This window comes from Streptomyces sp. NPDC058751 (assembly GCF_042746485.1).
In the GTDB taxonomy this organism is placed as follows: Bacteria; Actinomycetota; Actinomycetes; order Streptomycetales; family Streptomycetaceae; genus Streptomyces.
On record NZ_JBHYPZ010000009.1, the window covers coordinates 102324 to 121745 of the forward strand.

Genomic DNA, 19422 nt, shown 5'->3' on the forward strand with positions numbered 1-19422 from the left:
CGTGAAGTACGCCCTGTTCATCTGCGCCGCGGTCGACGGCGAGGAGCCCGGTCGCGAGGAGGCGGCCGGGGACCCCCGGTTCACCTCGTACCTCCAGGAGGCGCGCGAGCACGGCGTCGTGACCGGCGGCGTCCGGCTGCGGCCGGCCACCGACGCCACCACGGTCCGGGTCCGGGGCGACGAAGTCCTGCTCGACGACGGGCCGTTCGTCGAATCTAAGGAGTACATCGCGGGCATCGACATCGTCGAGGCCACCGACCTCGACGAGGCCGTCGCGCTCGCGTCCCGGCACCCGGCGGCGCTGGACGGCGGTTCGGTGGAGGTGCGGCCGCTCTGGGAGTGAACGACGGAGTCGAGGAGGCGGTCGCCGCCGCGTTCCGCGAGGAGTGGGGCCAGGTCGTCGCCACCCTGATCCGGACGACCGGTGACTGGGACCTCGCCGAGGAGTGCGCGCAGGACGCCTTCGCCCGGGCGCTCGACCGGTGGCGGTGCGACGGAGTACCGCGCCGCCCCGGCGCCTGGCTGACCACGACCGCGCGCAACCGCGCCCTGGACGTGCTGCGCCGCGAGGCGGCGGGGGCACGGAAGCTGCGGGAGGTGGCGGTGTCGGCGCGCGACGAGGGGTCGTACGGGTCGTACGGCACGGACAACCCGTACGAGCCGTACGACCCCGATCCCGACGGCGGGAGCGGGGTCCACGACGACCGGCTGCGGCTGATCTTCACCTGCTGCCATCCGGCGCTGGCCGTCGAGGCCAGGGTGGCGCTCACCCTGCGCACCCTGGCCGGGCTGACCACACCCGAGATCGCACGCGCCTTCCTCGTCCCCGAGGCGACGATGGCGCAGCGGCTCGTGCGCGCCAAACGGAAGATCCGCAACGCGGGCATCCCCTACCGCGTACCGCCCGCACACCTCCTGCCCGAACGCACCACCGGTGTCCTCGGCGTGCTCTACCTGCTCTTCAACGAGGGGTACGCCGCCACGGCCGGCGCCGACCTGGTGCGCGCGAACCTCTCCGCGGAGGCGATCCGCCTGGCCCGCGTCCTGACCCGTCTGATGCCCGACGAGCCCGAAGTCCTCGGACTGCTCGCGCTGATGCTGCTCCACGACGCCCGCCGCGGCACCCGCGTCGACGCCTTGGGCGACCTGGTCACCCTGGAGGACCAGGACCGTACCGCCTGGGACACCTCCGAAGCCGACGAGGGCGCCGCGCTGCTGGAGACCGCCCTGCGCCGCGGGCGTCCCGGCCCGTACCAGATCCAGGCCGCGATCGCCGCCTGCCACACCACCGCCGCCACGGCCGAGGAGACCGACTGGGCCGACGTCGCCGCCCTCTACGGCGAGCTCCGGCGCTTCGTGCCCTCGGCCGTGGTCCGGCTGAACCGGGCGGTCGCCGTGGGCATGGCCGAAGGCCCCGACGCGGGGCTCGCCCTGGTCGCCGGACTGGAGGAGGAGGGCGAACTGGACGCGTACCACCTGCTGCCCGCCACCCGCGCGGACCTGCTGCGCCGCGCAGGACGCGGGACGGAGGCGGCCGAGGCGTACGAGAGGGCCCTCGAACTGGTGGAGAACGCGGCCGAGCGGAGATTCCTGGAGAAACGGCTCGCGGAGTGTCGATCGGCGTAGGGGCGTTCGTCGGTGGGACGAGGGCGCCTCCCGGCCGTTGCCCGCTGGGAGCGCCGCCACCGCTCTTCCGCCCCTTCAGGAGGTTCTTTCCCATGACCGCACCAGCTCCCACGACTTCGTCGGCCCGGCTGTCCCCGGCGGATACCGCCGCCATCCCGGATGCCGCCGCGGTCCCGGTCGCTCCCGCCCCCGGCACTCCCGCCCCCGGCCCGGCCGCACCGGCGACGGGGCCCACCCCGGCGCCACGTGCCCGCGGCCGGCTGCTCGCCCGTCGCGCACGGCCCGCGGGGGCCACCGCGCCGGTGCCCCCACCCGCCGAAGCCGTCCCGAACACCCCGGACATCTGGCTCGCCGGGCTACGCCTGGGAGGCTGACGCCGAGGAGACCGCCGTAGCCTGATCACGTCGCAGATGTCCTCTCGGTTCAGCACGGCGACCACAACCCGCTCGAAGTCACCGCGCCAGACCACAAGGTCCCATGCGACGTTCCTTCCCTCATGGAAGGGATACGGCCGCGTGCTCACAGTTGTCCACCTCGGGTCGCGTCCCCCAACCTACCCAGCTTCGTCGGGCGAGCAATGCTCTGCCACCCGCCGGCCGGTCGGTGCCGCCCGGATCGGCGTCAAGGAGAACACGCGTGTGCAACACCCCTATCCTGTAACGGAGTTCCGGCGCCCGTGTAACAGTCGGCCGACGGAATTCTTACTGCCCTCTCGCCTGTTGAGCCCTTGATCACCCCTCGGCATACTGCGTAATCCGGGGGCGTACGGACACGTGTACGAGACCACCCCCGGCCGGATGAAAGGGAATTCACCCGGTTCTTCTGCAAGGGGGAAACTTGCGCAGACAAGTGAAAAGGGCGTACGCCGCCACAGTCGCCACCGCGGCGGCCGTGGCCCTGGCGGCGGGCATGACCAGCCCGGCGTTAGCCAACGGCGAGCAGGCGGCAGCAACGGCCAAGCCGGCGTCGCTGACCGCCAAGCACCGCGTCACACTGATCACCGGCGACCGGGTCGTCCTGGACGCCAAGGGCCGTGTCATCGGCCTGGAGCACGCCAAGGGCCGGGAACACGTCCCCGTCCAGATCCGCAAGCTCGACGGCCACACCCTCGCCATCCCGGCCGACGCGGCCCGCCTGGTCGCCACCGGCAAGCTGGACCAGCGGCTCTTCGACGTCACCGAGCTGAACAAGTCCACCACCCGCAAGGCCCAGAAGAAGGGCTTGAAGGTCATCGTCGGCTACCGCGGCAGCGCAGCGGCCACCAAGGCCGACGTCCGAGAAGCGGGCACCCTGAGTCACGCGCTGAAGTCCGTGAACGCGGACGCGGTGCAGACACCGCAGGAGGACACGCCCGAGCTCTGGGACGCGCTCACCAACGGCGAGGACACCACCTCCGGTGTCGCGCACGTCTGGCTCGACGGCGTCCGCAAGGCCAGCCTCGACAAGTCCGTCCCGCAGATCGGCGCGCCCAGGGCATGGTCGGCCGGTTACGACGGCAAGGGCGTCAAGATCGCCGTCCTGGACACCGGTGTCGACGCCACCCACGACGACCTCAAGGGTCAGGTGATCGGCGCCAAGAACTTCACCACCGCGCCCGACGCCTCCGACAAGGTCGGCCACGGCACGCATGTCGCCTCCATCGCGGCAGGCACCGGTAAGAAGTCCGGCGGCAAGTACAAGGGCGTCGCGCCCGGTGCCAAGATCCTCAACGGCAAGGTCCTCGACGACGGCGGATACGGCAGCGACTCAGAGATCCTCGCCGGCATGGAGTGGGCCGCCGCCGAGGGCGCCGACGTCGTCAACCTGAGCCTGGGCGGCCGCGACACGCCCGCGATCGACCCGCTGGAAGCGGCGGTGAACAAGCTGTCCGAGAAGAAGGGCATCCTGTTCGCCATCGCGGCCGGCAACGAGGGTGACTTCGGAGATCAGACCATCGGCTCCCCGGGCAGCGCCGCCACGGCCCTGACCGTCGGCGCGGTCGACGACAAGGACGAGCTGGCCGACTTCTCCAGTCGCGGCCCCGGCATGGACGGCGCCCTCAAGCCCGACGTGACCGCGCCCGGCGTGGACATCACCGCGGCCTCCGCCCCGGGCAACCTGATAGCCCAGGAAGTCGGCGAGAAGCCGGCCGGCTACATGACGATCTCCGGCACGTCGATGGCGACCCCGCACGTCGCGGGCGCGGCGGCGATCCTCAAGCAGCAGCACCCGGCCTGGAAGTACGCCGAACTGAAGGGTGCCCTCAGCGGCTCCACCAAGGGCGGCAAGTACACCCCCTTCCAGCAGGGTTCGGGCCGCATCCAGGTCGACAAGGCCATCAAGCAGTCCGTGATCGCCGAGCCGGTCTCGGTGAGCTTCGGTGTGCAGCCGTGGCCGCACACCGACGACAAGCCGGTCACCGAGGAACTGACGTACCGCAACCTCGGCACGACGGACGTCACGCTGAAGCTGACGTCGACGGCCGCCAACCCGAAGGGTCAGGCCGTCCCGGCCGGCTTCTTCAGGCTCGGCGCCACCTCGGTGACGGTCCCGGCCGGCGGCAAGGCATCCGTGCCGTTCACCGTCGACACCAGGCTCGGCGGCACGGTCGACGGCGCGTACTCGGCGTATGTGACGGCGACGGGCAGCGGCCAGACCGTCCGCACGGCCGCGGCGGTCCAGCGCGAGGTCGAGTCCTACGACGTCACCCTGAAGTTCCTGGACCGCGACGGCAAGGCGGCGAGGTACTACAACGCCGGCCTGACCGGGATCGCGGGCCTGGGCAAGGGCAAGGAGACCATGCCGTACGACGAGGACGGCACCGTCACCGCCCGTGTCCCCAAAGGCACCTACATCCTCAACACGAGCGTCTACGCGGGCGACGACCCGGAGAAGTTCGAGGGCGCCGACTGGCTCGTCCAGCCCAAGCTGAACGTCGGCAAGAACACGACGATCACGCTGGACGCACGCAAGGCCAAGCCGGTGGACATCACCGTTCCGGCCGCGGGCGTCAAGTCGGAGTTCGCCTCGGTCGACTACACGCTGGAAGCCGGTGACAGCAGCTACGGTTACGGCTGGTGGCTGGACTCGTACGACAACTTCCGCACCGCCCACATCGGCCCGCAGGTCACCGACGGTTCGATGACCCAGCAGTGGGACGGCCACTGGTCCAAGGGCGACAAGGAGGAGTACGACGTCGTCACCGGCGGTCCGGTCAGGCAGCTCGCCACCGGTTTCACCAAGCACTACAAGGCGAGCGAACTCGCAACGGTGAAGGCCGGCCTCGGCGCCTCGGCGAGCGGCAAGAAAGGCGCGGTCAACGCGGTGGGCTGGATGCCGTGGAGCTCCGGCGCATCATCGATCGGCATACTGCAGACCCTGCCCGGCACGCGCACGCTCCACCTGTCCGCCCAGGGCGGCGTGAAGTGGCAGCTCGAGTTCAGCCAGTACGCCGGCGTGGACGCGGACGGCTTCCCTGTCGGCGATGCCGCCTACACACTGGGGACGCACAAGTTCACCGCCGGCAAGAGCTACTCGAAGACCGTCAACACGGCCGTCTTCGGACCGCATCTGACCAGCGACTTCGGTGTCATCCGTGAGGGCAACCAGATCTACGGTTCCCTGCCGTTGTTCGCCGACGGCAAGGGCAACACGGGCTGGTCGGAGTTCTCGTCGGTCAACACGGCCCTGTACCGCAACGGCACCAAGGTCGCCGACAACGACGACCCGCTGTTCGGGAACAAGAAGTTCACGGTCCCGGCCGGTGGAGCCGAGTACAAGCTGACGACGTCGGTCAAGCGCAGCGTCAAGGTCGCCGCAGCCTCCACCCGCGTCGACGCCAGCTGGACGTTCCGCTCGAAGAAGACCGACGGCATCACGAAACTGCCCGTCTCCACGGTCCGCTTCCTCGCGGCCACGAGCCTGGACAGCAAGGCCCCGGCCGACAAGACCGTCAAGGTCCCGGTCACCGTCGAGGGCGCGGCCAAGGGCAGCAACCTGAAGTCGCTGTCGGTGTACGCGTCGTACGACTACGGCAAGACCTGGAAGAAGCTCACCGTCAAGGACGGCAAGGTGAGCGTCAAGAACCCGGCGAAGGGGAAGGCCATCTCCTTCCACGCCAAGATCGCCGACAAGAACGGCAACAAATCGACGATCTCGATCTACAACGCGTACTACGGCAAGTAAGCGGCAGCGCATGCGCATGGCGGCCCGTCGGAAGCTTCGGCTGCCGACGGGCCGACTCCGCGGTCGAGGCAGGAAGCCGGACCGACGCGGCCTTCACCGCGATGCTGGACCGTGTCGCACGGTCGTGTCCCCCGAGCGCCCCGCCCGAGGCACCGCCGGCCGGGCCGGAAGCGGAGTTGAACGCCCGCGACTGGTGCGCGAGCGCTCTCCATGAAGAACGCATCGCCCAGGCGCTCTGGAACCTGGAGGACCCGGCCCCCGCCGAGGTCAGGACGACCCTGAACGGCCTCGGCCACGCCGACGAACGCATCCACGGCCTCAAGCGGTCCGGAGCGAGCACGCGGTTCTTCCTCGAAGACCGTTTTCCGCGAGGAACCGGCGGGCCACCCGCAGACCTGCCTCGTCACTGGCCCACAGCCCCCTCGGCCTGCCTCTCCTGCTGGAACAGTTCCGCGAACGTCCGCCTCGACCAAGGCGTCGGCATCCGCGAACACGGCCACGTCCGCGGCGAAGCGGTACACCACCGCGTCGACCTGCGCAGCCATGAACGGACAAGCCGTGCCTTGTTCTACGACCTCGAGGTCACCAGCTGTTCACCCAGGCGTTCGTAGGCGTCCCCAACGGCGCGCACGACGCGGTCTGGATCACGATGCCCCTTTGGCCCGGTGAAACGTATTGGATCCGGCTGCTCCTCGTGGTGAAGGCGAAACCGAATCCCATGGGCTCGCGGCACGTCACCCAGACCTGGTACGAACTGCCGCCGTACTGAGCGCCGTTACAACTTCCTTCACCGTTCGTTGCCGTGATTCCGGCCCAGCAGTACGGCGATGGAGTCGCCTGGGCAGGCCCTGTGATCAATACGCTGCTCGCAACAGCGATGCCCGCCGCCAATCCGGCCAAGCCCCGTCGTCCCACCTTGTCGCCCCCCAGCAGTCGAACACGTCGGATGACGATGGTGCACCGGACAAGGACGGGATCGCCACCAATGGCCAAAGGTCGATGACACCGCCCAATGAGGCTGATCCCGCGGGCGGCGGCAAGCGCACGTACGTGGCCGTGGCCGTGGCCGCCGAGCTCGGGATCACCGGGGAGACACTGCGCATATGGGTCCGCAAGGACACTGGGGCGAACGGGTCGGCCGTCCGGGGCGGGAGTGGCCCGGAGAGTCAGGCCGATGAGCCGGCCCGACTGCGGGCCGAGAACGCCAGGCTGCTGAAGGCTGAGAAGGAGTGGCAGTTGGAGCGCGAGATCCTGCGCCGGGCGGCCGCGTATTTTGCCAGGGAGGTGAAGTGAGGACCCGCCGCTGGGACTTCATCTCCGACCACCGCACCGACTTCGGCGTCAAGCGGCTGTGCCGGGTCCTGGGGGTCTCCCGCTCCGGCTACTACCGGCGCCAGGCCACCGAAGAGGGCCGCGTCGAACGCCAGGCCCGCGAGGCGGCTGCAGTCGCCGAGATCCGTGCCATTCACGCCGAGCACCGAGGTGCTTACGGCGCCCCGTGCGTCCACGCCGAGCTGAGGGCCCGAGGACGGAAGATCAACCGCTGGGGGTACCCCCGCTTGCGGGGGAGCGTGACACGGCTGATGCGCATCCACCACATCGTCGGGCGCCACCTGCGCCGCACCAGGCGGACGACGATCGCGGACAAGACGGCCCCGCCGGCCCCGGACCTGATGATGCGCGACTTCACCGCCGACACGCTGAACACGAAGTGGTGCGGCGACATTACCTACATACCCGTCGGTTCGACGTGGCTGTACCTGGCCACGGTGATCGACATCTGCTCGCGCCGGGTTGCGGGCTGGTCAATCGCCGACCACATGCGTGCGTCCCTGGTCACCGACGCCATCGAGATGGCCGTGGCCGCCCGCGGCGGCCAGGTGAACGGCGTCATTTTCCACACGGACAGGGGCGCCCAATATGTGAGCCGGGCCTTCGCCGATGTCTGCCGACGGCACGGAATCCGCCGCAGCATGGGACGCGTCGGGTCCAGCTATGACAATGCCCTCGCCGAGTCGTTCTTCCAGGGCCTCAAGCGGGAGCTGCTGCACGGACGGCGCTGGACGTCGAAGGCTCAGGCCCGTCTGGAACTGTTCCGCTGGATGTCGTACTACAACCGACGCCGTCGGCACTCCGCACTCGGCTACCTCACACCAGTCGAGTTCGAACAGCGTCTGATCGCATCACATACTCTGTCACTTGCCGCATGAAACCCGGTGTCCACTCCCGGGGATCAACCTCACCCTTCGGGGTCGCCCAGGCCGTGCACACGGCGCCCCGGCTGCTCCGGGCCTCGTTCCGTGCGCCGCTCCTGTGGGGCCCACGTCCACCTCGGCCCGGCGAGCGATATTGCCTGCGACGATGTCCGGGCCGATCGTGTGGCCCGCGCCCGTACCGCGTTCGCCGACCGGGTGGCGTCGCGGCACAGGTGCAGCCATGACGCTGGATCCCTCAGGGCCAGACCCCGGAGAAGTCGATCAGGCGGGCCCACTCCGGATGGTCTATCAGCGGATTCCGGTTGCCCTGGAGTTCGGCGACGGCCGCGTTGCGGTGCAGCTCGTATTCGGTGACCGGTTCCCGTTCGTGCCACTTCAGCAGCACGGGCAGCCGGTCCTCGGGGAACTCGCGCGCGGCGTCGCCGACCTGTCCCGGATACCGGAGCAGGAAGTACAGAGTGGCCCGGGAGACCGCTCCCTTGCCGTTCTCCGGCTCGAATCCCACGCTCTCGCGCATCCCGCAGTCGTCCCGGACCACTTCCTCGAAGTCGGGGAAGTCGAAGTACGGGAAGTTGCCGCGGAAGCTGTTGCAGCCGACCTCGCAGGCGAACAGGTGGTGGAGATCACCCCGCATCGGCTCCTGCTTGGCGAACCACGACTGCGGTACCACGTGCTCGCAGTTGAACGGCATCGACGCCTCCAGCGCGTCGAACTCCGCCTCGAACTCGGCCGGACCCGCCGTGCTCTCCTGGAGCAGCAGCTCCTGCACCCTCGCCAGCCGCGCCTCGGCGACGGCCGCGTCCGCCCTTATCAGTTCCTCGGGGGAGAAGTCCTTGCCCGAGTAGATGCTGCGCAGTCGGCCGTCCTTGTGCAGGTCGACCCAAGGGTAGACCAGCCGCATCGGCTTGTAGCGGGGCCGCGGGGTGTGGGTCTCCTCCAGCAGCGCGGTGAGCGCACGGCGCAGAGCGTCACCGTCCTGGGTGTCCACGCTCGCGTAGTACGCCTCGCGTGCCGCCGCGTCGGCGCCGCGGTCGTAGTACGGCCGCTCCTGCGCGAGCCGGTGGTTGATCAGCGCGGCGTCGACGTCCCTCTCGACCGCTGACACGACGTTCGTCCGCCCGGCCGAGGGCTGCGGCCCCATCGCAGGCGTCGGCGCGAGCACAGGCATCGAGGCGAGGAGGCCGGCCGGCGAGACCGACGAAGTGCCGAAGTCGACGGTGATCCTCAGCGGGATGGTGAACTGCGCGGCCCCGTCGGCCACCGGCGACGGCAGGCCCTGTGCCTGCGCCTTCGAGTGCGCCTGGGCCCCTGACCCGTTGGTGCCCACCGGAGAGGAGCCGCCGTCCGCTGTGAGGGTGGGCATCGGAGGGGTACCCTCCACGGGCGACGGTGTGAGTCCGGGAGCGAAGACTTCGTCCCGCAGCCGAGCCGCCTCACCGGTGAGGTTGACCTTGCGCAGCGCATTCAGCACCCGGCTGATCCGCACGCCTTCGTTGGCCCGCCACGCCAGTTGCTGGTCACCCATGTCCGGGCGCCACACTGAGCCGTCGATGCTCAGCGGTCGGCCTTGGTCGTCGGTCTTCGGGACGGCCGAGTGGTGCAGGGCGACGACCTCCCACTGGTCGTTGAAGACGGGCGACCCCGACGAGCCCTCACGGGTGTCGGACTCGTAGTGCAGGAACCGCTCCAGCACGTCGACGATCTGGTTGTCGCGCAGCGCGATCTGCTTCGGCTCGCCCCGGGGGTGCTGGATGATGTTGACGAACTCCCCGATGATGACCTTTCCCTGTGCTTCGCTGAGGACCAGCCGGCCGAACGACGACAGCGCCTCCCCCCGCGTGCCGTCCGGGGCCACCGCGACGAGGCTGTAGTCCAGCGCCCGGTCGGTGACGAAGAACCGCTGTGGCTCCAGCCCGAAGACCGCAGGTACCAGCGGGCCACCGTCGACGCCGTCCTGGAACGCGAACGCGACCCTGCTGCGGTGTGCGTCCTCAGGGTTACGCAGCACGTGGTTGTTGGTGAGCAGCAGGGACGGGGAAACCATGAAGCCGGTGCCGTGTCCGCCGCCCGGTCCGGTGATGGTCACCCGGCCGACCGAGCGGGAGACTTGGAATCCCTCCTCCAGGAATGCCACCGGGGCGAGGTTGTTGCGACCGATGATGCGCTCCAGGCCCAGCACGCCACTGGTGAAGGCATCCGGGGGCAGTTGCAGGGTGCTTCCCGCGCTACTGGCGGGTTCCGTGGGCGTTTGCTCGATCGCCCGCGCCATCGCCCAGTCGGCGCCGAGCCGCGCCAGCCGCTTCTCGACCCGCTGGGGGGTGTCGGCGTACAGCACGCCGCGCGTCTCGAGAACGGTCTGGTTCCTCTCCCGCTGTTCGGTCCGGTTCTCGTAGCGTGCCGCGGCCATCGTCAGTTGCGACAGATAGTCCGACTCCCGTTCGGAAGCGAGTTCCGCCGTGGCCATGATGTGCCTCCTGGCCTGATCAATTGTGGCGGTCGTGTCTGAGAGACACGGTGTGTGTGGCAGACGAGATGGCGTCGGATGAAGGCGTCGGCTCTGCCGAGGTGCGGGCGGGCGGTGCCCCGCTGGCCGCTTTCCGCACACGTTTCCCTGCTATCAATGCTTGCAGACATGGGAAATATGTGCAAAGCCGCCCAGCGAGCCTGGTGGTTGAAGGTTCACTGGGTCGTGGCGCGGTGCGGAACACCCTGCTCTGCGGCGTCGGCTGAGGGCGAGGTTGTGCAGGCGGGCGAAGACGTGCTCGACGCGAGCCCGGACCTGCTTGTGGGACTTGTTGTGTTCCTCTTTCCAGCCCGCGAGCTCGGTCTGGCCGCGCTCGCGGCGGTGCGGGATAGTTTGGTGCCCGGGTAGCCGCTGTCGGCGATCGTGAGGGTTCTGCCGGCGGCGGCTTGGGCGCCGGACTCCTCCCACGCCTTGCAGTCGTTGCGGTTTCCTGCGAGCGGTCGGCCGACCACGGTGACAAGACGGGTATCGGCGTCGATGACGACCTGGTGGGCGGTGGAGTACCGGTAGTTCTTCGGCCGCTCGGCGATGGTGTGGTCTCGGGTGGGAACCAAAGTGCCGTCCACGATGAGCACGGTGTCCCTGGCGAACCACTTGCGGGGCTGGAGAGCGAGCATCGGCCCCAGGTGATCGACGATGCGATCCGCCGCCGACTTCGACGCCCCGAACGTCACGCGGTGATCTTCTCGGTCCTGGATCGGGCCACGAAGCTCACATCGCCTCTCCGTCTGCCGTGAGACGACGACGCCACCATAGGTCAGCACGCCACTGCTGACGATCGGCGAAGGGATCAGGCAGAGTGCGGTCGAGGTATACGGCGTCCAGGGAGGCCACCTGGCGCTTCAGCTCGGCGCGGGACCGGAAGGGCAGCTTTTGCAAAACTTCTTCGAGCACGTCACGGGCGTGACACACATCGTCGAAGGAGCAGTCGCGGCACGAGCAGTGGGTATCCTGGGGATACAATGGCCGCCGCCCCGGCGGCTGCAGGAACGTTTGATAACGACGCAGTGCGCGGGCCGTGGCACCAGGGAAGACGTAATAGTCGCCCGTGAGGTGCTCTGCTCGGTGTATCGCCAGGCTGGTACGAGCGGAGAGCCCGTGGATCCGACTCGGCGGCGAGTCCTCCCAGATCCGAGGACCATGGCGCTGGGTGCGCTGGGTGCGCAGGTCGCCAGGCCGTCTACGCGGCATCGACCCTTCGGGTTGCGGTCATGGCCGACATCGTGCCAGCCCCACACCTACGCAGCCAAGGATTAACGGGACAGGCCTTGGACGACGAGCGCGGCCATCGAGACGGCGGCCACCGCTGAGGAGACCAACCCCATCCTCAAGGCCTGGCGCACCACCCGGAGCCCGGCCCGCGCCACCGTCTCATGCAGGGGGCATGCACAGCGTCCCGCGCTGTCACCCGGTACGGGCGCGGCCGCAGTGCGCACGTTCATCTGGGACGGGCAGCGGGAGATCCCGTACCGGGCTGGCTGGGCGCGGCAGATGGCCGTCTCCCGCGCTGTGAAGGGAGGATCCCGTACCGCTGGCTGTCCCGGCTGAGCGGCGAACTGGCTGTCAGACGGCCGCTGCTTCGCTGAGTCGCCGTTGGACCTCCTCGATAAAGAACAGAGGCGCGGTCGCGCCTCGATGGGGATGGGAGTAGCGGCAGTGACCTGTCTCCTCATCAAACTCGAAGTACGCTGGCCACGTTCCCCTGCCAGAGTTGGATCGGATCTTTGCTTCCACGGTGAAGTCGCTCGTGGAGACGCGCATGATCTTCCCCACGCTTTCTGCGGCAGCGCTCACGACGGCGGCGAACTCAAGCTCCGCGGGTGTCGGAACCCTGGCATCGAGTGACTTGTCAGTCTCGACCTCCTCGGTGGCACAGTTTTTCTGGGCGAGCCTGACGAGCAGGCCGCCGACCGCGACGACGGCCACGGCGCCGATGCCGATGCCGATGCCGAGGAGGATCTTCTTCTTCCTGGACAGGGGCTCAGCGGCCTCGACAGAGTAGGGGTTTTCGCGGTCCCCGTCGGGGGTGCTCGGGCCGGGCACGGCGGCCTCCCTTTCCGGTTCAGAAGATCTGCCGCCAGAGTAGTTGGCTCGGTTCTCGTATAGTCACGGCCAGGTGTCGTCTGCGGGTATCCGTCCCGGGCAGGGGCCGGGCCGCGACGCACAAGAAGACCGGGGAGGTTCCCCGGGCTACCGTGAGTGGTGGGGCCGATCTTCCCGGAGGGCTGAGCAGTGGCCTCACGCTCGCACCGTTTCCTGACGCCGGACGACCTCGGACCTCTGCTGCGCATCGCCACCCATGAGGACAACCGCAGCCTGCGCACCGAAGCCCTCGCGGCGTGCGCCGCGCTCCCGCTGGACGAACCGGCGGCGCAGGAGGTCGCGGAGCTGGTCCTCCGCCGTTTCCGGGCAGAGCCCCCAGTGCCGGACTCTCTGGTCGAAGCGGCCGGACACCTCCCTGTGGTAGAGGTGCGGGCCGTCCTGGAAGGGTGGGCCGCTGACGACGGCTCGGCCTATCAGGACGCGGCGCGGCGGGCGCTGGCCACCCCTGACCGGCCTGCCGTCGCACCTTCGATACGGGGCGATCCGGGCGAGTGGGCTTCTCCACCGGCCTCTGCACCGGCCGTGGAACTGGCTGTGACCGAACGACTCCTGGACGGTCGTGGCTTCCCGTCCGACCTGTCCCCGCTCGCCTCTCTCTTCGAAAGTGGGAGGCAGCGGCTGCTGTCGGTGCTGATCGCCACCCTCGTGGATGCCGTGGACGAGGACGACGAGACCCTCCGGGCTGCCACTGAGCGCCTCGGACAGGTCGTCGAGGCGCTGCCGGACACGCTCGCGGCGGATCTCCCCCAGCTCCCTCGGGCGGTGCCCGACGGCCGGGCCGACTGGCTCGGCGCGGTGCTGAGCCTCGCGCCGCCGACCGAGGTGGTCGGCAGTGCCGTCGCACGGCTCAGGGACGAGGGTTCGGACGAGCGCCTCGCCACGCTGCGAGAACTGTCCAGGGCGGCGCCCCACCTGGGCCGCCCTCCCGTGCTATGGCCGGAGCCGACTTCCCGCCCCGGCGAACTCGCCCACCTGACGTGGCTGCTGGAGCCGCAGACCGGATACGGGGCAGCCCACAAGTCGGCCCCGGCCGGTCAGGGCGCCGCTCCCCCCAAGCATGCGTTCGAAGAACCCTCTCTCGAAGCGCCCGCGCCCCCGCAGCGCCCGAAGACCGCGCGGCCGTCGGGCCCGCCGACCGGGCCCCTTGCACCGTCCCCGTACCCCAGGGACGCGACCAGGCACTGGGCACCAGACGAAAGGACAGGCCGCCGCCCAGGGCCTGGTCGCGTCCTGGACTGGTTCAGGCGCAGGGACGCCAAGCACAGGGCCGATCACGTCGACCACGCCGAGCGCAGGGCCGAGCGCTGGGCCGAGGACATAGTCGATCACAGGGTTCGCGTCTCAGCAGAGGAGTCTGCGCCTGCGGCCACCGCCACCACCCGCGAGGCCTACGCCCGTCTCGACGCCCCCCAGCACGTCGTGCCAGGCGAGGCCTTCGAGCTGCGCGTCGGGCTGGCCCCGCTCCCCACACCCGAGGTCGTCCAGCCCGCCCCCCTCACCGTCCCCGCCGACGCATTCACACTCGACGTCTCCGTCCTCGCGCACGGCTTCGCCGTGGTCGGCGAGGACCCGCTCACCCTGCGCATGCGGGCCGGTCCGGACGACCCGTACCCGTACCGGATGCTCAGGCTCCGGGCGGTGGACGATCCGTCCCTGGCCGCGGAGCGGGTGATCACCGCGGTGTACGCGGTCGCCGGCGGTGTCATCGGGGTCGCCCACCGGACCGTCAGGGTGGGGGAGGCGCCCGGGGAGCCGGTCGGTGACGAGCCGCGGATGCAGGCGGCCGGGGGCGTATGGGTGCTGCCGGAAGCGGCGGATGTCGGCACCCAGCCGGATCTGGAGATCGTCGTGGCCCCGGGGAACGACGGCGACGGGCGGCAGCACTGCTGGCTGTACCGCTCGCCGCACCCGGGCGTCGGCGCCTGCGACAAGCCGCTCGTGACCACGCTCGGCGGTGAGGCCGACTGGGCCCGCTCCGTCATGCGCGGCGTGCAGGAGCGCAAGGACGCCTACGACCTGGCCCACTACCTCAAGGGAGTCGGCCGTGAGGCGAGCGGCGCCGTGCCGGAGGAGGTGTGGGCCGCCCTGCGGGCCGCAGGGGAACGGGCCGGTCCGCCGAGCGTGCTCCTGGCCACCTGGGACCCGTACGTCCCCTGGGAACTGGCCCTGCTGTCCGAGCCGTTGGACCCGGCGGCCCCGGCCTGCCTCGGCGCCCAGGCGGTCGTCGGCCGCTGGATCTACGGCGACCGGCAGCGTACCCCGGCCCCGCCCGCGCATCTGCGACCCCGCACGATGTCCGTGGTGACCGGGGACTACGCCGTCGCCGAACTCAAGGAGGCGAAGGCCGAGGCCAAGCACCTCATCCGGCACTACCGCGCGAACCCCGTCGACGCCACCACCGACCAGGTGCTCATGGCCCTGGAGGGCGAGCGGGGGCCGGACATCCTCCACCTCGCCGTGCACGGGAAGTTCAGCACGGAAGAGCTGGAGGACGGTCTGCAGATGGTGGACGGCACGTACTTGAGCCGACGGTCCGTCAGTGGAGTGGAGGCCAGCGGGGTGCGGCTCGTGTTCCTCAACGCCTGCCAGGTCGGGCAGGGCCGCAGCGAGCTGGGCGCGTACGCGGGCATGGTGCCCGCCTTCCTCGGCATCGGGGCGCAGGCGGCCGTCGCCCCGCTGTGGAACGTCGACGACAAGGTCGCCAAGAACTTTGCCCAGGGCTTCTACAAGGCCGTGCTCAAGGGCGGCACGGCCCCCGCCGAGTACCTGCGCAGGCAGCGTGCCGGAACGCTCGGCGCGGCCGGGGCCGAGCTGTCGACCCCGTTCGCCTACCTCTTCTTCGGCCACCCACGGCTGACCGTCCAGTGGACCGCGGAAGGCGCTTCAGCGGAACGGGAAGGAACAGCCGATGCCTGATCTCGAACGGGACGGACGCCGTGAACTCCCCTACGGTCTGGTCCTGCGCTCCTCGGAGGCCGGCGGCCGCGTCGGTGAGGTCCGCCGATGGGCCACGGCCGGGACGCCGGTGCGCGACGCGGCCCCTGGCGGGCTGCCCGAGCAACTCCTCGCCGACCACGTCCCTGAGCCCGCCGCGCGCCTGCTGGGCACCGCGGCGCAGGAGGCCGGGATGCGGCCGGTGCTCACCGTGCCGCTGAGCGACCTGGCCGTGCCGCGCCGCCCAGGCGGGCCCGATCGGAGCGGCGCTCCGGGTCCGCACCTCCTGCTGGAGGCGCCCATGCCCCCGCCGGGCGAGGGGCAGGTCCTGCTGGAGGCAGATGCGACCGGCGTCGTGCGCTGGGTGTTCCCCGAGGCGGCGGTGCAAGGCGGCCGCCCGGACCGGGCCGCCGGGGCCCAGACGTTCCGTGTTCCGACGGAGCAGTTCGCGCTCCCCGCGGGCGGGCCGACGGCGGACCGGGGCATCGTCGGGTTCGGTGTCGGCAAGGTCCTGCACCTGCTGCGGTTCCCGATCGAGCGGGCGGCCGGTCTCGCGGCCGACTTCGCGGTCAGCCGGTGGGAGAAGAAGCACCGCCCGTACGGGCTCCGGCTGACCACCCCGCAGACGTTCCTCGCGGCAGGAGAACAGGCGGGTGAGGGGTCCGGCGTGCAGGTGAGCGCGGGCCGACTCGCCGAACTCGCCGACCGGCCCTTCCTGCTCTTCGTCCACGGCACGTTCAGCAGGTGCCGCACCGGCTTTCGCGGCATTGCCGACGACCAGCCGCTGCTGCACGACCTCCACCGGCGCTACGACGGCCGCGTCCTGGTCTTCGACCATCCGACCGTCCACCTGGACCCGGCCGACAACGCGCGCTGGCTCCTGGAGCACCTGCCCGCCGACCGGCGACTCACCCTCGACATCGTCACCCACTCCCGGGGCGGTCTCGTCGCCCGCCACCTGAGCCAAAACGGCCTGGCGGGCGCGGGACGGCCCGCCCCTTCCATCCGCATGCTGGTCCATGTCGCCACCCCCAACGCGGGCACGGCCCTCGCCGAGAAGCAGCGACTGAGCGATCTGCTCGGGGTCTTCACCAATCTGCTCGGGCTGTTCCCGGAGGAGCTGGTGAGCACCACCCTGGAGGTCGTCCTCGAAGTCGTGAAGCACGGTGCGACCGGTGTCCTCGGCGGGCTGGACGGTCTGGCGGCGATGGACCCCGCCTCGCAGGGGCTCGGTGAACTCAACGCCTCCGCCGTCCCGACCGAGGGTTCGGTGCGCGCGGTGACGTCCGACTTCGAGCCCGCCCGGGACTCGGCGTTGGCGATGCGCGCGCTCGACGGGCTGGTGGACCGGCTGTTCGGTGTCGGCAACGACCTCGTCGTACCGACCGAGGGCGTCCACCGCGCCGGCTCGTACGTCGTGTCCGATCCGCTCGTCGTCCCCTCGGCGAGCGCCGTCGTCCACAGCGGCTTCTTCCGGGACGGGCAGGTCCGCGCGAGCCTCTCCGAGTGGCTGCCGGGGAGCTGACCACGCTCCGGACGCAAGACGTCGGCTCGTCGTGTGAGGCAGAGCACTGCTTGGGTGCGGTGCTTGCCCTGGGCTGCGAACGCGGAGAGGAGGAAGCCCGTTTGAGCTGCTTGTTTCCCCGCCGGGAGGGTTGTTCACCACGGATCGAGGAGTCCGAACTCCGGATGGCCGGGGCGAGGCCGGTGTAGGCGACGAGGCGGTCGGGAAGGTGCTGCCGTTGCCGACCTCGATCAGGATCCTGGCTTCGGTCCTGACACCACCCCCTCCAGATCATGAACAACAGGAGGGGGAAGTCATGCTGGACCCGAAGGCCGGAGGCCCCATTGCGGAGCCGCGAAGACGGTAACCGGGGCCGTGGGCAGTGGTGCGTGGTCAATCCACCCTTGTTCGCCTCGAGGCCAGGCCGTACGCCAGGAAACACGACCCGTCGATACAGCCCGGCGAGTTCGGGGCAGTCGGCTGCCAGGCCGCCCACTCATACTCCAGGTGACGAATGCGCTCCACAGCCGCACCATGTCCTGCACTATCGGCTGGGTCACGGGCTCGGCGCGCAGCAGTTCGCCCTGCTTGGCACGTACGGGCTTGGATCTGGCTCATGGGATCGTGCCGTCCTTCTGGAGCTTCTCCTGCGGCGTCTGGACAGCCTGCACTCGCATGTCCCGGCCGGCCCAGCTCATCCGTGCTCGTCGCCGCAGTGCTCGGCCTTCTTCACACGAGGCTTGCCCATCTCGACCCCGCCAACGGCCTCCTGAACCATCCCGGGCTCCTTGTCGGACAGGCCGGTCGGCCATCGCGCCCACGTCAATCCATGACTGTCGACGAACCGCAGGTACTCGAACCCGAACTTCTCCGAGTCGAAGCTCACTCGACCTTGGTCTCCACCCGGAGCCCCGGCAAGCAGGAACATCTTCCGAGTCTCGAAGATCACTTCTGTGCACGGGGGCAATTCGCGAGTACCCCACTCACCCAGGTAGAAGGGCTCCTTGAAAGATCGCCGCGCTTGCGCTCCAACTTTGACGGCCATCACCGGGGCGAGCGAACGGTTCAGGACGTGGAACTCACTCCCCGTTCCCGCCTCCGAGTCCTCCGACCAGAATGTGATTTGTGACGCCTGGGCCTGTTTCTCGCGCAGGCTGTCCTCTCGCGACTGGCTGAGCTGGTCTTTCGCCGTCTCCTGGGCCCAGTATGTGGCAACCGCCTGCGCCCAGAGCCCGCCGATCGCGGCAACCGCGGCAAGGCCCGCTCCTGCAACGGTGATGGCGTGGGCCCACCCGACGCTCCGCAGCCGTTCACGCACACTCAGCGCCTCGGGCTCAGCGGCAGGCTGCGCTGTGGGCTCGGGCGCTCTCGGTTCCGGCACCCGCGACCGCACCACTTGCGGCGCGGTCCGACGGCGAGCCAGCCGCAGCCGGACTCCCCGCTCCGCTCCGTCGGTCAATGATCCCCTCCTCGTCTGCAACACGCGCGAAACACAGGGCAGGTCGCTGCCGGACATGGCCTACTTCGCGATACGCCGTCCGTACGCTCCGGTCGGCCCGGATGACTGTAGACCGCGCCCGTGCTGGCCCGGCTGCGGGGTCGTGGGCAGCTGCGCGGGCCCGGGCAGCCAGTACCTCGGAGTCTGGGGTCAGAGAGCCTTCGACACGTACCGCCCCAGGGGCTCGCCGCAAGCACAGCACCAGGCGCCGATCCGGCCCGACGTTCTCGTAGTCGCCGATCGGCTCCTTCTTCTCCGAAATCACCGCCTTGACGCCGTCTTGACGCCGTGTTGACGCAGGTGGGCCCGGTTGCCGCGGGACGAGTAGGGCTGATGGGCACGTGGGTTGGCCATTGGTCAGCCCAGGCAGGGGCCGGACGAGGCCCCGCCGCGACAGCGAATCCCGCCAATTGACCACGACTCGATACGCGTCCTGACCGAGCGATCAGGAACGATGGCTGGAGAGCCCTGCCGCATCAGCGGGCGGGCCGAGCGCCGGTCGGCTGCCCGCTGAGGACGACGGTGCTCACGCGGGCTCGGGCGCCGCCTCCATCAGCCCGTCGGACAGCCACCGCACCACCGTTTCGGCGCTGTACTCCTCGCCCTCCGGGGAGATGTGCCGCAGAATGTCCAGGTCCTGACCGATGGTGACGATGGGCGGTTCCACCGTGCCCCGCGGACGGCGCTGGCCCAGTCCGACGAGAGGGCCCTCGAACTGGTGGAGAACGCGGCCGAGCGGAGATTCCTGGAGAAACGGCTCGCGGAGTGTCGATCGGCGTAGGGGCGTTCGTCGGTGGGGCGAGACCAGCTCTCGGACGGCGTCCACCGGGAGCGACGACGCGGCTCTTCCGCC

General features: G+C 70.0%; 12 protein-coding genes and 2 pseudogenes. 8 read left to right on the forward strand and 6 right to left on the reverse strand.

Features of this window, described 5'->3' with window-relative positions; all coding sequences use genetic code 11:
• Nucleotide 1 precedes the first annotated feature (1 nt).
• The 6 genes from ACFW6B_RS11290 to ACFW6B_RS11315 all read left to right on the forward strand — a co-directional run bounded on the left by ACFW6B_RS11290 (nucleotide 2) and on the right by ACFW6B_RS11315 (nucleotide 8000).
• Nucleotides 2–343, forward strand: a complete 342-nt coding sequence (locus ACFW6B_RS11290) for a YciI family protein (protein WP_386594461.1) — start codon at nucleotides 2–4, stop codon at nucleotides 341–343.
• Complete coding sequence (locus ACFW6B_RS11295; RefSeq protein WP_386594654.1) at nucleotides 334–1626, forward strand: RNA polymerase sigma factor; 1293 nt, start codon at nucleotides 334–336, stop codon at nucleotides 1624–1626. The genes ACFW6B_RS11290 and ACFW6B_RS11295 overlap by 10 nt, the downstream gene beginning before the upstream one ends.
• Before the next feature lie 92 nt (nucleotides 1627–1718).
• Complete coding sequence (locus ACFW6B_RS11300; protein ID WP_386594462.1) at nucleotides 1719–2000, forward strand: hypothetical protein; 282 nt, start codon at nucleotides 1719–1721, stop codon at nucleotides 1998–2000.
• 535 nt (nucleotides 2001–2535) lie between these two features.
• Nucleotides 2536–5790, forward strand: a complete 3255-nt coding sequence (locus ACFW6B_RS11305) for a S8 family serine peptidase (protein ID WP_386594656.1) — start codon at nucleotides 2536–2538, stop codon at nucleotides 5788–5790.
• Nucleotides 5791–5966: 176 nt separating this feature from the next.
• Nucleotides 5967–6401, forward strand: a complete 435-nt coding sequence (locus tag ACFW6B_RS11310; protein WP_386594464.1) for a hypothetical protein — start codon at nucleotides 5967–5969, stop codon at nucleotides 6399–6401.
• A 388-nt stretch (nucleotides 6402–6789) separates the two neighbouring features.
• Nucleotides 6790–8000, forward strand: a protein-coding gene (locus ACFW6B_RS11315) for an IS3 family transposase (RefSeq protein ID WP_386594466.1) whose coding sequence is annotated in 2 segments (ribosomal slippage) — nucleotides 6790–7015 and nucleotides 7015–8000 — 1212 coding nt in all. Because the reading frame shifts where the segments join, the coding sequence is not laid out codon by codon here.
• Nucleotides 8001–8241: 241 nt separating this feature from the next.
• Here the strand turns inward: ACFW6B_RS11315 and ACFW6B_RS11320 are convergent.
• The 3 genes and pseudogenes from ACFW6B_RS11320 to ACFW6B_RS11330 form a co-directional block, all read right to left on the reverse strand.
• A complete protein-coding gene (locus ACFW6B_RS11320; protein WP_386594468.1) occupies nucleotides 8242–10470 on the reverse strand; it encodes an endonuclease in 2229 nt (742 codons plus the stop codon).
• Between the two features lie 153 nt (nucleotides 10471–10623).
• Nucleotides 10624–11198, reverse strand: a pseudogene (locus ACFW6B_RS11325) (transposase); the annotation flags it as partial.
• 895 nt (nucleotides 11199–12093) lie between these two features.
• Nucleotides 12094–12573, reverse strand: a complete 480-nt coding sequence (locus ACFW6B_RS11330) for a hypothetical protein (protein WP_386594470.1) — start codon at nucleotides 12571–12573, stop codon at nucleotides 12094–12096.
• A gap of 189 nt (nucleotides 12574–12762) precedes the next feature.
• Here ACFW6B_RS11330 and ACFW6B_RS11335 point away from each other — a divergent pair, with 189 nt between their 5' ends.
• A complete protein-coding gene (locus tag ACFW6B_RS11335) occupies nucleotides 12763–15549 on the forward strand; it encodes a CHAT domain-containing protein (protein WP_386594472.1) in 2787 nt (928 codons plus the stop codon).
• Nucleotides 15542–17092, forward strand: a complete 1551-nt coding sequence (locus tag ACFW6B_RS11340; protein WP_386594474.1) for an esterase/lipase family protein — start codon at nucleotides 15542–15544, stop codon at nucleotides 17090–17092. The genes ACFW6B_RS11335 and ACFW6B_RS11340 overlap by 8 nt, the downstream gene beginning before the upstream one ends.
• 14 nt (nucleotides 17093–17106) lie before the next feature.
• On the opposite strand, the pseudogene ACFW6B_RS11345 reads toward ACFW6B_RS11340, so the two are convergent.
• The 3 genes and pseudogenes from ACFW6B_RS11345 to ACFW6B_RS11355 all read right to left on the reverse strand — a co-directional run.
• Nucleotides 17107–17356: pseudogene (locus ACFW6B_RS11345) on the reverse strand (transposase); the annotation flags it as partial.
• 409 nt (nucleotides 17357–17765) lie between these two features.
• A complete protein-coding gene (locus ACFW6B_RS11350; RefSeq protein WP_386594476.1) occupies nucleotides 17766–18389 on the reverse strand; it encodes a hypothetical protein in 624 nt (207 codons plus the stop codon).
• Between the two features lie 706 nt (nucleotides 18390–19095).
• Nucleotides 19096–19236, reverse strand: coding sequence for a hypothetical protein (locus ACFW6B_RS11355; protein ID WP_386594478.1), 141 nt, complete (start codon nucleotides 19234–19236; stop codon nucleotides 19096–19098).
• Nucleotides 19237–19422: the final 186 nt, after the last annotated feature.

Excerpts from the sequence above, each read along its gene's own strand:
- ACFW6B_RS11300 (WP_386594462.1), top strand. The coding sequence starts at position 1,719 with ATGACCGCACCAGCTCCCACGACTTCGTCGGCCCGGCTGTCCCCGGCG.
- ACFW6B_RS11305 (WP_386594656.1), top strand. The coding sequence starts at position 2,536 with ATGACCAGCCCGGCGTTAGCCAACGGCGAGCAGGCGGCAGCAACGGCC.
- ACFW6B_RS11320 (WP_386594468.1), bottom strand. The coding sequence starts at position 10,470 with ATGGCCACGGCGGAACTCGCTTCCGAACGGGAGTCGGACTATCTGTCG.
- ACFW6B_RS11340 (WP_386594474.1), top strand. The coding sequence starts at position 15,542 with ATGCCTGATCTCGAACGGGACGGACGCCGTGAACTCCCCTACGGTCTG.